Source organism: Undibacterium sp. RuRC25W (assembly GCF_049339825.1).
Taxonomy (GTDB): Bacteria; Pseudomonadota; Gammaproteobacteria; order Burkholderiales; family Burkholderiaceae_D; genus Undibacterium.
Genome location: NZ_JBMPPD010000001.1, coordinates 124,747 through 140,452 on the forward strand (window position 1 = coordinate 124,747; position 15,706 = coordinate 140,452).

Sequence of the window (15,706 nt, forward strand, 5' to 3'; positions counted from 1 at the left end):
TTATTCCTATCCTTCCAACAACTTGGCAGCGATCTGCTGTGGCGTCAACCCAGAACTTGCGACAGCGATCTGACGTTCGCGTTCTAAATTACGCTCTAACTGGAATTTACCTGCCAAGTATTGCTTAGGCCAACCAATCTCAGTCACACCCAACTTAGCTGCCTCATGCAGCGTCCATGCAGGATCAGCGAGATGCGGCCGTGCCACAGCGCACAAATCAGCACGGCCCGAGGCAATAATACTGTTGGCATGGTCGGCTTCGAAAATAGAACCCACCGCCATCGTGGGAATCTGTGCTTCATTGCGGATACGATCAGAAAACGGTGTCTGGAACATCCGTCCAAATATAGGCTTCTCCGCTTTACTGACCTGCCCTGATGAACAATCAATCAGGTCTGCACCCGCCGCTTTGAATAACTTGGCAATTTCAACAGCGTCATCTGGCGTGATACCACCCTCTACCCAATCATGCGCCGAGATACGGACGGAAATTGGCTTACTCTCCGGCCACACGGCACGGATCGCCGAAAAGACTTCCAAAGGAAAGCGGCAACGGTTTTCTAATGTGCCGCCATATTCATCCTGACGTTGATTCGTCAATGGAGAAATAAAACTCGACAACAAATAGCCATGCGCACAATGCAATTCCAGCCAATCAAATCCAGCATGGGAAGTCGCTTTAGTTGCTTTCACAAAATCATTAATAACACGATCCATATCAGCACGAGTCGCTGCGCGAGCGAGTTGTGAAACACTTGGCAAATACTGCTGTTCTGAAGCGGAGATCAGTGGCCAGTTATCGCTATTCAATGGATGATCGATGCCTTCCCACCCAACTTTTGTCGACCCCTTTGCACCAGCATGTCCCAGTTGCATCGCAATCTTCGCGTCTGTATTGGAATGAACAAAATCAACAATCCGTTTCCAGGCGATGGTTTGTTCTTCCGTGTACAAGCCCGGACACGCAGGCGTGATGCGCGCGTCTGCGGATACACAAGTCATCTCAGCAAAAACCAACCCAGCCCCCCCCATCGCACGACTACCGAGATGCACCAGATGATAATCACCAGCAACACCATCGACCGCTGAATATTGCGCCATTGGCGACACAACGATACGGTTTTTAAGAACGACATCACGCAATTTATACGGTGTCAGCATGGGTGGAATGGTCTGCGCAGCAGGCGGTATCGGCAAGCCAGCTTTGCTAAATGCTTGTTCAGCAATCCATCGTTCAAAACTACGTACATAGCTGGCATCTCTGACCCGCAGATTTTCATGCGACAAACGCTGACTTCGCGTAAGCATCGAATACGCAAATTGGGGTGCTTCTAATGCGGTATAGCGCGCGACATTTTCAAACCACTCCATCGAATTACGCGCCGCACTTTGAATCTTCAAGACTTCTATTGATCGTCGTAGCTGATAATGCGCCAGCACCGCTGCCATTCCTTCGTGCCCCAACTGCGCAAAACTGTTCGTTAACTCGATGGCGTCTTCGAGTGCCAGTTTGGTACCTGAACCGATCGAAAAATGCGCGGTATGTGCTGCATCGCCCATCAATACTACAGGAACTTGCTTATCAACAATCGTGTTCCAATGAACCCAATTTTTGCAAATGATACGCGGGAACTTAATCCAGTTTACTGAACCGCGTAAATGCGCTGCATTGGCCATCAATGCGTTGCCGTCCAAGTATTTAGCAAAAATACGTTCGCAAAACTGGATGGCTTCTTCTTGCGACATTTTGTCGATGCCGGCTTTCAGCCAGACTTCTTCTGGTGTCTCAACAATAAATGTCGCGGTATCACCATCGTACTGGTAAGCATGTGCCTGAAACCAGCCAAACTCGGTTTCTTCAAAAGCAAACGTAAACGCTGAGAAGAGTTTTTTCGTTCCGAGCCAAACAAAGCGGCATTTGCGCGTATCTACATCAGGTTGATACGTTGCTTCGTAGCGTGTTCTGACGCGGCTATTTAAGCCATCGGAGGCAATCACTAGGTCAGCATTGTATTGCGCCGCCAAGGTCTGATCGTCAATCACATCTGTTTCAAATACCAGTTTAACGCCCAAGGATTCGCAACGTTCTTGCAGAATATTCAGAAGACGTTTTCTGCCGATGCCACAAAATCCATGTCCGCCCGATGTAACAACCTGCCCTTTAAAATGGGTATCAATATCATCCCAATGGTTAAATGCCTGCAAGATGGAACGTGCTGTTTCTTCATCGGCTTTGACCAGATTTCCTAGCGTCTGATCAGAAAACACCACACCCCAACCAAAGGTATCGTAAGGGCGATTTCTTTCTACCACGGTAATCTGATGTGCCGGATTCTGCTTCTTCATCAACAACGCAAAATACAATCCGGCTGGGCCACCGCCGATGCAAAGAATATTCATATCTTGTCCCAAAAATGAGTTTCAATGATGTACAAGGACCTCGGCAATGAGATCAGACATCGTAATAACAACTAAGTCGTCCGTAATTTAAAACGTTGCAATTTCCCTGTCTCAGTTCTTGGCAAACTTGTCCTGAATTCGATCTCACGAGGGTATTTGTAAGGGGCAATCGATTTTTTGACAAAATCCTGAATTTCCTTAACGAGCGTATCATCCGCATTCACCTCTGGACGTACGACGATAAAAGCCTTAACGATCTGGCCGCGCTCCTCATCAGCAAGACCAACGACTGCGCATTCAGCAGCAGCAGGATGCAACAAAATAGCCTCTTCAACTTCAGGACCGGCAATGTTATAACCCGCTGAAATAATCATGTCATCAGTACGTGCGCAGTACCAGAAATAACCATCCGTATCCATCAAGTAGGCATCTCCAGTCAGATTCCAGCCATTCAATACATATTTTTTTTGGCGTTCGTCGGCCAAGTAACGACAACCCGTCGGCCCTTTTACGGCAAGACGTCCGATACGCCCAGCACCGAGTAAGTTGCCGGCATCGTCCATAATGCATGCCTGATACCCAGGAATAGGTTGACCAGTCGCGCCAGCTCTAACGTACTCGTCAGCGGCGGAAATGAAGATATGCAACATTTCAGTCGCACCGATACCATCAATCATCAACAAACCGGTTGCCTCCCGCCATGCCTCACGGGTGGCGGTAGGCAATGCCTCGCCAGCGGAGACTGTTTTTCGCAAACTGGTGAGATCAAACCGGCTAACCAAGCCAGTCATCTGCCGGTAAAACGTTGGCGCAGTAAAACAAATGGTGGCTTTAAAGTCGGCAATCGCCTTGAGCAGAGATTCAGGGGTCAACTTTTCCAGCAATACTGCCGTACCACCGACACGCAATGGGAATAACAGTAAACCACCCAAGCCAAACGTAAAGGCCAGTGGTGGTGTCCCGATAAATACGTCATTGGGCTCAGACTTGAGTGTCGAGCGCGGGAAACAATCACAAATCGCCATCACGTCACGGTGAAAATGCATCGTTCCTTTGGGCTTACCTGTGGTACCAGAAGTAAACCCAATCAGACATACATCTTCAGCTGACGTATCAAGCGCCGCAAATGCTGTCGACTTAAGGCCCATACGAGACTCAAGAGCGTCTTCCCCCCCATTAAAAAACAAAACATGCTGCAAGGGAAGGTACTGTTGCTGGGTCTGGTCTAATTCGTCCCGCAGGGAAGATGCACACAAGGCGTGCGTTATTTCAGCCTTCTCGCAGATCACGCTTAATTCCTTCACCCTCAACAGGGGCATGGTCGGAACGGCAATACCTCCCGCTTTAATGACCGCCAAAAAACATGCCGCCATCATCGGCGTATTTGCGCCTCTAAGCAGCACCCGGTTTCCGGGCAGCATCGCCAGATCATCAATCAACACATGGGCAATGCGATTCACGGCCTGCAGTAGCTGTGCATACGTCCATGTTTCTGAATAGGTGCGGATCGCCACCTTATCACCAGCACCGTTAAGCACAGCTTTATCCAGAATTTCATGAATACAGTTGAGCCGATCCGGATAATTCAGTTCAGGTAAAGAAAAAATGAGCTCCGGCCATTGCTCACGAGGCGGCAGATTGTCTCGAGCAAACGTGTCCACATGTGCGGACGACGTGCGTACACCTAAAGCCATATTACCTCCTATCACTGAGGGGACGGTTCGAAAAGTCATTATCACGCATTCAATTAAAATATACTTTAAACCTAAACTATTTAAAGGTAAAGTATTTTTTGACATGCATGAATCCTGGCGACGCCATAATTGGATCCAATCAATAGAGGGAATAAAAAGACCGGAGAAGTGAAAAATACGTTTGGCGACCTATCAATCAGTCAACCATTAGATAAAAGAAAATAAAAAACCAAATAGGATACGAGGCGTGAAATGTGTGAACCGGCGACGATACAACAGATGCTTGTACTAGGACATTTTTGGCTGGGCTCCATCAATCTTGCGCAATACGATGTCTCCCTCATCAATTGCTCGCTGCAAATCACTCGTCTCTTGGACAGACATAACATCAACGCCATTCAGAACCTGCTCAATTCCCAGGGCTTGATTACGTCCGGCAGATTTTGCCATGTACAAGGCAAGGTCACTCAAATGCAATGCCCGCTCCCAACCAAGATTCAGCGCGGAAACACCAGGCAATGGCTGCAAGACATAGCCCGCAGAGATTGTCACTGACACGGTATGGTTCGCAAATGTGATCAGTGATTCACCGACAATATTGATCGCCCTATCAACAACGGGCACCACGCGCTGAACCGGAATACCATGAAGAAAAATCAAAAACTCTTCGCCACCCCATCGTATTAACATGTCATTTTCGCGCAAAATACTTTGTAGACGGCGGCCAATCTCAATCAATACCTGATCACCAAATAAGTGCCCAAAATTGTCATTGATTTGTTTGAAGTGATCAATATCAAGCAAAATTAACACGTTGACGAGTCCCGACTCAGTGCTATGTTGCGGCAATTTTGATTGCGATCGCATGAAGTTCTGAAAAGCCCGACGGTTCAACAATCCAGTAAGTGGATCACGCGTAGATTGATCTACCAATGTCACATTTGCATTTTCCAAACGGAGATTATTTTGCCGTGCACGACGATATAGCCAAGCAATCAGTCCACTAACGACCAATACGACAATACAAGCAAGAAAAGCGATAATCCGCTGCAATCCTTTATTCTCGAGCTCAACTTCCTGTACCTTATTTCTTTGCTCCAAGACGTCGATTTGCTTTTGACGCTCACTCAGATTAAACCGAACTTGCAACTCAGAAACCGCCTTATCCCGCTCTTTCTGAAATAGATCTTCACTTACCTTACGTTGCTCTATCATTGCAGCCAGAGCATCTTTATACAAACCTGCTTTTTCATAGGCAGCAGCCAGATCACCCAACGCCGATTCCATATTTGGTGTAGCCTTGGTTTGACGGGAAAAGTTGATCCCTTGTTTAGCCTCTGCAGCTCCCTGAGAAACCAAACCCATATTCATGTGACAGACGCCAATGTTGCCGTAAGCGATTGCGACTATATCAAGCTTACCGTCCTTTTGTGCGATCGCAAGTGATTTCTGGGCATAATCGACGCATGCTGGATATTTACCCTGATTCAACGCCGCATCAGCCATATTATTGAGCGCAAGCATCTGATCATGCCGATCTCCAATACTGCGTGCAATAGTAAATGCCTCGGTATAAGCAGCGTTCGCCGCAGGCCAATTCTCATCATTCGCAAACGCATACCCACGCACGTTGGCGATGTTTGCCATCAACACGCGGGCATTCAACTTCTTCGCTAACGCATCGGCCTTAGCGTTATAGTCGAAAGCCATCTTTTGATCTTTTAAGCGCAAATAGAGGCGACTGATATTATTGAGATTTTTAGCACGTTGCAGTTCAGAAAGTCGAGTTCCATCCTCAACCAATGCCATCGCGCTTAGGTCATGCTCAAGCGCCAATTTGAAATTACCAACATTGGCATACAACTCCCCAGCCAGCGTATTCACTTCGTTGTTAAGGCGTGCTTCAGACACTGTTTTTGATATCACCAGTGCTTGTTCAATGATACCGATCGCCTCAACCAGCATGCCTTGATCTTTGAGCATTGAAGCCTGATATGCCAATCCCATCGCGCTCGCCACGGGATCATGAAATTGCCGGCCATGCAACATCAGACTCTCGTTTAGCACCTTTGCTTGCTGCCCATCACCTCCATCAATATACAAGGGAATCAAAGCAATCAATAATTCACGCCTGTCTACTACTGTCGCATCATCTGGCATTCGCTGAAGTAAGGCCTGCATCTGCTTAGTGGCCTGATCATGCTCAGTCTCAGCCAAATCCTGTAACCGGACAATGTCAAGCGATACCGTTGAAGGTGCCGAATACGCCGAAATACAATGCAGCTCTAAAAAGCTGGCTATCACTGCGTAACGAAGGATCAAAAAATAATGACGGTGGAACGCTTTAAGCATAAATTAGGAATTCAGAGCGACTTGGCACATAGTTAAAAAATACCAACAACACTTATAGTGTCATAGGGCAATATAAAAATGCAATCTCCATATATTAATAATTCCTACAATTTTCTGCCGCGCAACACCAGACGCCCGTTTCGACTCCAGAAACCAACGATATCAATTTGTCGGGAGATGATACAAAAATTGATTGGACGGGGTGACGTAACGCATTAAAAGTCTGCGTTTAACTTAAAGCAGAGCCTTAAAATGTCGAAAACCACGTTAATGAATAGAAAAAGGCAGTGATACGTCACCAGACTAACGTCTATCCAAACGTATCAAATTTGAGACCCACCAAGTTTTGGTCTATACGCAGCGTTGTTGATTAATTGACTTTTATCTGCAGAGAGAAAACGGTAGTGACACTAAAAACAATGCGACGATTAAGTAGGAGGAGAATGCGCTAAGGACAAAGCATACTCGCGTTTGCGTCAGTGTTTCGTACTCGTTTTTTTAGAATTAGCAGCGGGAGCAGGGTCAGCAAACTTTGTCGCTGGAACGGAAGGAGGCATTATTGCGTTTGAGTCGAGAATTTGAACAAAGACTTCGTCTTTTTTTATCATGCCCAATTCAAAACGAGCACGCTCCTCAACAGAATCTGTACCAGACTTAAGATCAGCGACCTCAGATTCAAGCTTGGCGTTACGTTCTTTGAGTTGATTATTGTTAGCTTGCGCCTGTGCTACCTGACGCTGAAACTCCCAGACGCGCAGCCAACCGCCTTTCCCAAGCCAGAGTGGGTATTGAATCAATGCCAGTAAGAGAATAAAACAAACAGCAATCAGGCGCACAGAGACTCACAAAAAACAAAGGTACACAAATAAAAAGGGGAACATCGTTCCCCTTTACTATCTAAAAACGAGTAATTACTTCAGATTATAGAATGCATCACGACCTGGGTAGCTAGCGATTTCGCCCAAATCTTCTTCGATACGCAATAATTGGTTGTATTTTGCCATACGATCAGAACGGGACATAGAGCCCGTTTTGATTTGCAAAGCATTCATACCAACAGCGATATCAGCAATCGTACTATCTTCAGTCTCACCGGAACGATGGGAAATAACTGCAGTGTAACCTGCACGTTTCGCCATTTCAATCGCTGCGAACGTTTCTGTTAATGTACCGATCTGATTGATTTTGATCAGAATCGAATTAGCAATACCCTTTTGGATACCTTCTTTCAGGATTTTGGTGTTAGTCACAAACAAATCATCACCAACCAACTGAACTTTTTTGCCCAGCTTTTCTGTCAGAATTGCCCAACCTTCCCAGTCACCTTCTGCCATCGCATCTTCAATCGAGATGATAGGATATTTATCAACCCAGGTTGCCAGCAGATTAGTGAAATCTGTCGCAGACAACGTCAGACCTTCACCTTCAAGGTGGTATTTGCCATCTTTGTAGAATTCACTTGCTGCGCAATCCAGGCCCAGAGCGATTTGCGTACCTGGCTCATAGCCAGCAGCTTCAATCGCTTGAATGATCATTTTGATCGCTGATTCGTGGTTGTCAACGGAAGGAGCAAAACCACCTTCATCACCAACTGCGGTCGTCAAGCCTTTTTCTTGCAGGATTTTTTTCAATGCATGGAATACTTCAGCACCGTAGCGAATTGCTTCACGGAACGTTGGCGCACCCACTGGAATGATCATGAATTCTTGAATATCCAGATTGTTATCAGCGTGAGCACCACCATTGATGACGTTCATCATTGGTACTGGCAATTGCATTGCGCCAGAACCACCGAAGTAACGGTAAAGCGGCAAGCCAGCTTCTTCTGCAGCCGCTTTAGCCACTGCCATCGACACTGCCAGCATCGCATTTGCACCTAAGCGACCTTTGTTTTCAGTACCATCGAGGTCAATCAGCGTACGATCTAGGAAAGCCTGTTCATTCGCATCCAGACCCATAATCGCTTCAGCGATTTCAGTATTGATATTTTCGCAGGCCTTCAAGACGCCTTTGCCGAGGTAGCGAGATTTGTCGCCATCACGTAATTCGATCGCTTCGCGAGAGCCTGTAGACGCGCCAGAAGGCACAGCAGCGCGTCCCATGACGCCAGATTCCAGCAATACATCACATTCAACTGTTGGGTTACCGCGTGAGTCAATAATTTCACGACCGATAATATCAACGATGGCACTCATTCAATTCTCCTAAACGATCAACAATATAGCAAACAAAGTAAAAAACTGATGCAACTCAATGCTTATTCCATCCAACTGAGTCAACACATAAAAAATTACAACCCAGGTTTGATGCTGCACAATTCAATCAATAACTCAGGCAAATTTCACACTGGCATAGGTGTCAATGTGAACGATACCTGTCAGCCTTAATTAAAACTTGTTTCAAGGAAGCTTGTTTTCTTCACGACGCGGTCAAGATCAACCAACGTAGAAAGCAATTCTTTCATGCGATCTAACGGCACTGCATTAGGGCCATCACACAAGGCCTGAGCTGGATTTGGATGTGTCTCCATGAACAAACCAGAAACACCAACAGCCACCGCCGCACGCGCCAGCACAGGCACGAACTGACGCTCACCACCGGAGGAGGTTCCCTGACCACCAGGCAACTGCACTGAATGCGTCGCATCAAATACAACCGGACAATTGGTTTCACGCATAATCGCCAGCGAACGCATATCTGATACCAGATTGTTATAACCAAAAGAAACACCACGCTCACACGCCATGAAGTTATCTTCGTTCAGACCAGCTGCTTTCGCTGCTGCACGGGCTTTAGCGATGACATTGACCATATCATGCGGGGCAAGGAATTGCCCTTTTTTGATATTCACTGGCTTGCCTGAGCGACCACACGCTTCAATAAAATCCGTCTGACGAGACAAGAATGCAGGTGTTTGCAAGACATCAACGACAGCAGCAACGGGGATAATTTCTTCAATGGAGTGAATGTCCGTCAAGACAGGTACGCCAATTTCCTTTTTAACGTCGGCCAGAATTTCCAGACCTTTTTCCATTCCCAGACCGCGGAATGAATTACCAGAGGAGCGATTAGCTTTATCAAAAGAGGACTTATAAATAAACGGAATACCTAATGCCTGTGTTATTTCTTTCAGATAGCCCGCCGTATCGAGCGCCATCTGACGTGACTCGATAACACATGGGCCAGCGATCAAAAAGAAAGGCTGGTCAAGACCAACATCAAATCCACATAACTTCATGTTATTTATCCTTGTGCCTTTTTGTGGGCAAGTGCTGCTTTAGCAAACGCGATAAACAATGGGTGCCCATCACGCGGCGTCGATTTAAATTCAGGGTGATATTGAACACCGATATAGAAAGGATGAACTTCGCGTGGCAATTCCATGATTTCGCACAAATCTTCGGTCGCTGTACGGGAAGAAACGACCAAACCTGCTGCTTCAACGCGCGTCAGGTAGTGGTTATTTGCCTCATAACGATGACGATGACGTTCTGTCACTACATTGCCGTAAATTTCTGCAGCCAGCGTGCCTGGTTTGATGGCGCAAGTTTGCGCACCCAGACGCATCGTGCCACCGAGATCAGAATTTTCATCACGTTGTTCAACTTTACCGTCTTGATTTTTCCATTCATTGATCAGCGCAACGACTGGCTGTTCAGTTTCAGGATCAAACTCAGTGGAGTTAGCCATTGTCAGGCCTGCCATGTGGCGAGCATATTCAATCAGCGCAACTTGCATACCCAAGCAAATGCCGAGGTAAGGGATTTTATTTTCACGGGCATAACGTGCGGCGAGAATCTTACCTTCGACACCGCGCTTACCGAAACCACCAGGAACCAGAATCGCGTCGTACTTTTCTAAGGCTTTTGTGCCGTTCGCTTCGATTTCTTCAGAATCGACGTATTCAATGTTAACGCGGCTTTCAGTATGGATACCAGCATGGCGCAACGCTTCTGTCAGCGATTTGTACGATTCAGTCAAATCTACGTACTTACCAACCATACCGATGGTCACTTGTTCTTTTGGATTTTCGAGGGCATAAATTAATTTATCCCACATCGTCAGATCAGCTGGTTTTGGTGATAACTGTAATTTTTCACAAACGATCTTATCCAAGCCCTGATCGTGTAACATTTGTGGAATCTTATAGATCGTGTCTGCGTCCCAAACAGAAATAACACCTTCTTCTGGTACGTTAGCAAACAGAGAAATTTTTGCGCGTTCATCATCAGGGATAGGACGATCAGCACGGCACAATAGCGCGTCTGGGAAAATACCGATTTCGCGTAATTTTTGAACGCTATGTTGTGTTGGCTTGGTTTTCAATTCGCCAGCAGCAGCAACATAAGGAACCAGCGTCAAATGCACAAACGCAGCCGCATTGCGACCAGCGCGCAGGCTTAATTGACGTGCAGCCTCTAAAAATGGTAAAGATTCGATATCACCAACCGTACCACCGATCTCAACCAGCGCAACGTCAGCACCAGCTGCGCCACGATGAATGAACTCTTGAATTTCATTGGTGATGTGCGGAATAACTTGAACAGTTTTACCCAGATATTCACCGCGACGCTCCTTGCGGATCACGGATTCATAAATCTGGCCTGTTGTGAAGTTATTCACTTTCTTCATCTTTGCAGTGATGAAGCGCTCATAGTGGCCCAGATCCAGATCAGTCTCAGCACCGTCATCGGTTACGAAAACTTCACCATGCTGGAATGGGCTCATAGTACCAGGATCAACGTTGATATACGGATCCAGTTTAAGCATAGTAACTTTGAGACCACGCGATTCTAAAATAGCGGCGAGAGAGGCGGCAGCGATGCCTTTGCCTAATGAGGAGACTACGCCCCCCGTAACGAATACGAACTTAGTCATTGCAGAAGGTGCCAGACGGCACAAGCGGGAAATTCGAATTATACATCACTCTGCCACAGAGTTCACACTTTCCCGCTTAAGCTGAACAAAAAACGCTAATTACATCGGATAAATAAATTGCAATCTGACAATATTTTGATTACCAGTGGCGTTTGACATCTCTTTCATTTCGTTTGCACGCCTGAAAATGGACGCACTAAAGGCATACTCACTTCCCTGCCACAGGTATCCCACTTCCACTTCCCCGCCCTGCTTTTTGGCATGAACTTTATGGGTATCATCACTGAAATAAGCACCCTCAATTGTCGCGTTATACCCGACTTCTTTCACATCTGCGCGGATAAATCCATAATTCGCGGACTGATACGGCATTGCATTCAGACGCCCAAAGCGCACCTCAACCTCAGCACCAAAATCGGTAAAGATGTTACCGAAACGCGCATGAACTTTAGGCGTAATATCAACACCAGAAAATGGGAGAAGACGGCCAGGCGACGCCTCTCCGGACAAGACAACGCCGAGTTCATTGTGATACTGGGTACTCCAGCCCTGCGGCAAGGGTTGATTGATAAACCGGTGCAACTGGGCTTGAGACCGAGCCCCACCAGCACACTGACCAAAACAACCAACGTCAACACCCCACCGCCAACTCTTGCCAGTGACATCCACATTATTATTGAATACGCCACCATACAGCCAGCCCGCATAGGGATGATCATTGGGAGATAATTGTGAAGGCAATAACTTTACATCGGAGGCCGTGTATAAGTCCTGCCCGACTCGCCAGCCATATTCAACTGAGAGTAAATCCGTCTGGGATACATACGTTTTCTGCAGATGATCGCCTGCGGTATAAAATTTATCGTCTTTATTGAGCAAAAAACTATCGTTTTCCAACTCCAGCATCCATATGGCGCGGCCATTCTGCATCACCGACTGCGCCTCTTGCCAAGATGGATGGCCAACCAAAGCAAAACCAACACCGTCAGCCAAGGCAAGGCCAGAAATGGCAGCTAACGACAAAGCCAGCATGGGTTTAATCATTATGTTCGATCGCTTCATCATTCCCCAATCTACGCAAATCAAAATTAGTTCAATTGTAAAGTCGCCAGCATCGCCAACACAGCAGAAGCTGTTTGCAGCGGTACTTCCATCGGAATTAAATGTCCACCGGGTATCAATACATAATTCGGAACCATCAGCTTTTTGGTATAAAAATGTCCGGCTTGGGCGCATTCCACAGAGTCTGTCCCACCAACAAAACCAATTGGCACTCTCGGCCTACGGCGAATCAGGCGCCCCATCACGTGAGGCAAACTAAGGTAAACTTCCGTTTCCACCTCACGGGTAAAACGTAAGGTTACTCCGTCAGGGGTCTCCACTGTGCCAGCATTGATGTAATCCCACAATACTTCCGTTGGCCAGATCGCGAATATCTCCTTGGCAGCAAAATGATCAAACGCTGCCTGTCGATCCTTCCAAAGATTTTTACGCTTTTCTGAAAAACGCGCTGGACCATATTTTTTATCCACGCCAATCCATTTGGACACTCGGACCAATAACGCGCGCCACCCTGCCACAATCGGGGAATCAATTACAACGACGCCTCGAACCAGATCAGGCCTTGCTCGCGCCACCATCAGCGACAAAATCCCCCCCAATGAATGTCCTAACAGAATAACTGGTTGCTGATAGCGTGCGACGAGTGTGTCGATCAATTCCTGCGCGAGATTGCTCCAACCATCATCCACAGGGTACGCAGGATGATGTCCGAGCATATCAGAGGCTTGCACCTCATATTGCCCACGCAATTGATCAAGGAACAGTCGATACGTTCCTGCTGGAAAACTATTCCCATGTACAAAATGGATAATCGGTTTGTTGGCGTGCTCGGTCATGGTTTCTTACCGCGTCATTGATGATACCAATAGCGCGCATGCTCCTGTCTGAATTGGGAAAACTGCAATAATGCGCCAAATTGTAATGTGATTGCACCAGATTCGTCTGTTCTTAGACGATTTACTCCAAATTCTGCATAGCGAGCGAACACCTCGGATTTGGGGTGATGGTAACGATTTAAGTAGCCAACCTGAAAAATCGCCAATGACGGATGTACTGCCTGGAGAAATGCCGCCGTCGAGGAAGTGCCACTACCGTGGTGTGGTGCAAGTAAGACATCTGCCTTTAACTTATCAGGAATACTATGTACTAATTCATCCTCCTGAATAGCCTCAATATCACCTGGAAGCAATAACGCATAGCGCTCTGTACTCACACGCAAAGTGCAACTACGGGCATTAGGTCGCCATTTACTGCTTTCATAACTAATCGCCACGGGCTGCAATACTTCAAAATGAACACCATCCCAATCCCACTGATCCCCAGCATGACAGCGCTGATGCTGCCCCGCCTGAGCGACGATAGGGCTATCCAGACTTAAAGAACTACTCATCAACGTAACGGGCAACTGCTGAAGGATCGTCAATGCACCTCCAGAATGATCGTCAATGCACCTCCAGAATGATCGCTGTCATTATGCGACACCATCATCATGTCTAATGCATGAATACCACGCGCTTTGAAGTAAGGCAAAATCACCCTGTTTCCGCCATCCGATTCTGGCGAATACATTGGCCCCGTGTCATATAAAAGACGGTGATGCGCAGTTTCAAGCAACAACGACATTCCCTGCCCCACATCAAAAGCAATAACACGTAACTCGTTATTTGCAACAGGAAGCGGCCTTTGAAAAATTAACGGAAAACAACATATGACACCGAGCCAACGCATTGGCCATCCCTTCGGCATTAATAGCCAACAGGTACCAATAAGGGCCAATAGAAAAATAGGAAAAGATGGTAGGGCGGCATTCCAGACTGCAAAGGACGTGTCACTCAACCGTTGCAATACCCAAACCAGTCCCTGAATCAGCACATGGGCAAGTTTCAATACAACAACAGACAAAGGTTTCGGCAAAATACTACCGAACAATGCCAGAGGCGTTACTAGAAAGCTCACCAAAGGAATGGCAATCGCATTAGCGAGCGGACCAATAAGCGATACCTGCCCAAACAACAACATCGTCAACGGCACCAATCCTACTGTTACCGCGTATTGTGTACGACCAGCAATACGCACTTCGCGACTAAAATTTTGCGCACGCCCATCGGCCAATGGCTGCAACTGACCACCCGCTGCAAAAATAATAACGGCGACCGCACCAAATGACAGCCAAAAACCCGGCGACAGCACAGCCCATGGATCAAGAGAGACCACCAATACAAGCGCAAGTGACAGCACCGTCGAAAAATTACTGAGACGCCCCGTCCACAGCGCAAGTGCTACGACAAGTAGCATATACATTGTTCGCTGCGAAGGCACGCCAAATCCAGCAAGCGCTACGTACAGCAATGCCGTCATTGCGCCAGCTAACGCCGCCATTTTCTGCACTGGAACATACAGCGGCAAATCCCAAGACGCAAAAAAAGAGCGTCGCCACAAAAATGCCACGAGGCCGGAAAACAACCCTGCCACCATCGTAATGTGCAGACCTGAGATGCTAATGAGATGACCAATTCCCACCCGATTAAAGATAGTCCAGTCTGATTTTGGAATTTCTCGTTGATCGCCAATCACCAGTGCCACAATCACACTAGCATAAGGGGAGTTCGGCAACGCCTCATGAATACGGTCTCGCAACAAAGCGCGACCACGTTCGATTAAATTACCCACGGTCCATACAAAAGCATTTAATCTACGGTTAGAACGTTCATGTCCATCATTATCAACACGAACTGTTCCTGTAGCTCGCACCCCCTGCTCTAGCAACCAGACTTCATAATCAAAACCATCTGGGTTTGCCGTACCATGGGGACGTTTTAATCGCACCTTCAATTGCCAACGTTCACCGGGCTGCAACGTTATCGCGTTCTGCTGCGCATCTGATGATCCAGTCTGGTACCAGGATAAACTAATTTTTTTCGGAAACACACTCTGCTCAGACGGGATCATCTGCCCTTCGCGCACCTCGTCGACTGCAAAAATAAAACGCTGACCTTCCGCCATGTGCATCGGCAAGCTATCAACTGTACCAACTAGGACAAGATCTTTATTTTCCCAATTGGGCGACAGCGAAGAGTATAAATAATAGTGAGCAAATAGACTTGCCCAAACAAAGCCGACAATAAACGCCAAGGCGCTGCGATTACCTGTACGCCATCGATCTGCACGAATGCTTGAAGAAATAAAGCGTTGAATTAAGACAAAGATGATCAGCGCAACAGCAATCAACGAACACAGCTGCGCAACTGGAAACAATGCTGCTTGTTGCTGCAGACAAGCGATCCCCACCACAAAAGATACGCAGACCGCACGCATTCGGA

General features: G+C 47.1%; 11 protein-coding genes. All 11 read right to left on the minus strand.

Features of this window, described 5'->3' with window-relative positions; genetic code table 11:
* Positions 1 to 6 precede the first annotated feature (6 nt).
* A complete protein-coding gene (locus tag ACO0KV_RS00585) occupies positions 7 to 2,400 on the minus strand; it encodes a bifunctional salicylyl-CoA 5-hydroxylase/oxidoreductase (protein ID WP_423038849.1) in 2,394 nt (797 codons plus the stop codon).
* A 71-nt stretch (positions 2,401 to 2,471) separates the two neighbouring features.
* On the minus strand, positions 2,472 to 4,094 hold the full coding sequence (locus ACO0KV_RS00590; RefSeq protein WP_423038851.1) for an AMP-binding protein: 1,623 nt from the start codon (positions 4,092 to 4,094) through the stop codon (positions 2,472 to 2,474).
* A gap of 288 nt (positions 4,095 to 4,382) precedes the next feature.
* Positions 4,383 to 6,446, minus strand: a complete 2,064-nt coding sequence (locus ACO0KV_RS00595; RefSeq protein ID WP_423038853.1) for a tetratricopeptide repeat-containing diguanylate cyclase — start codon at positions 6,444 to 6,446, stop codon at positions 4,383 to 4,385.
* Positions 6,447 to 6,922: 476 nt separating this feature from the next.
* Complete coding sequence (gene ftsB, locus ACO0KV_RS00600; protein ID WP_423038855.1) at positions 6,923 to 7,282, minus strand: cell division protein FtsB; 360 nt, start codon at positions 7,280 to 7,282, stop codon at positions 6,923 to 6,925.
* A 75-nt stretch (positions 7,283 to 7,357) separates the two neighbouring features.
* Positions 7,358 to 8,641 carry a phosphopyruvate hydratase gene (gene eno / locus ACO0KV_RS00605; protein ID WP_423028565.1) on the minus strand — a complete coding sequence of 428 codons (1,284 nt, stop codon included), beginning with the start codon at positions 8,639 to 8,641 and terminating at the stop codon, positions 7,358 to 7,360.
* 188 nt (positions 8,642 to 8,829) lie between these two features.
* Complete coding sequence (gene kdsA, locus ACO0KV_RS00610; RefSeq protein WP_423038857.1) at positions 8,830 to 9,684, minus strand: 3-deoxy-8-phosphooctulonate synthase; 855 nt, start codon at positions 9,682 to 9,684, stop codon at positions 8,830 to 8,832.
* A 5-nt stretch (positions 9,685 to 9,689) separates the two neighbouring features.
* A complete protein-coding gene (locus ACO0KV_RS00615; RefSeq protein WP_423038859.1) occupies positions 9,690 to 11,324 on the minus strand; it encodes a CTP synthase in 1,635 nt (544 codons plus the stop codon).
* A 99-nt stretch (positions 11,325 to 11,423) separates the two neighbouring features.
* Positions 11,424 to 12,368, minus strand: a complete 945-nt coding sequence (locus tag ACO0KV_RS00620) for a lipid A-modifier LpxR family protein (RefSeq protein WP_423038861.1) — start codon at positions 12,366 to 12,368, stop codon at positions 11,424 to 11,426.
* A gap of 44 nt (positions 12,369 to 12,412) precedes the next feature.
* Positions 12,413 to 13,222, minus strand: coding sequence for an alpha/beta fold hydrolase (locus ACO0KV_RS00625; protein ID WP_423038863.1), 810 nt, complete (start codon positions 13,220 to 13,222; stop codon positions 12,413 to 12,415).
* 14 nt (positions 13,223 to 13,236) lie between these two features.
* Positions 13,237 to 13,809, minus strand: coding sequence for a ComEC/Rec2 family competence protein (locus ACO0KV_RS00630; protein WP_423038865.1), 573 nt, complete (start codon positions 13,807 to 13,809; stop codon positions 13,237 to 13,239).
* Complete coding sequence (locus ACO0KV_RS00635) at positions 13,806 to 15,701, minus strand: DNA internalization-related competence protein ComEC/Rec2 (protein WP_423038867.1); 1,896 nt, start codon at positions 15,699 to 15,701, stop codon at positions 13,806 to 13,808. The genes ACO0KV_RS00630 and ACO0KV_RS00635 overlap by 4 nt, the downstream gene beginning before the upstream one ends.
* Between the last annotated feature and the right edge of the window lie 5 nt (positions 15,702 to 15,706).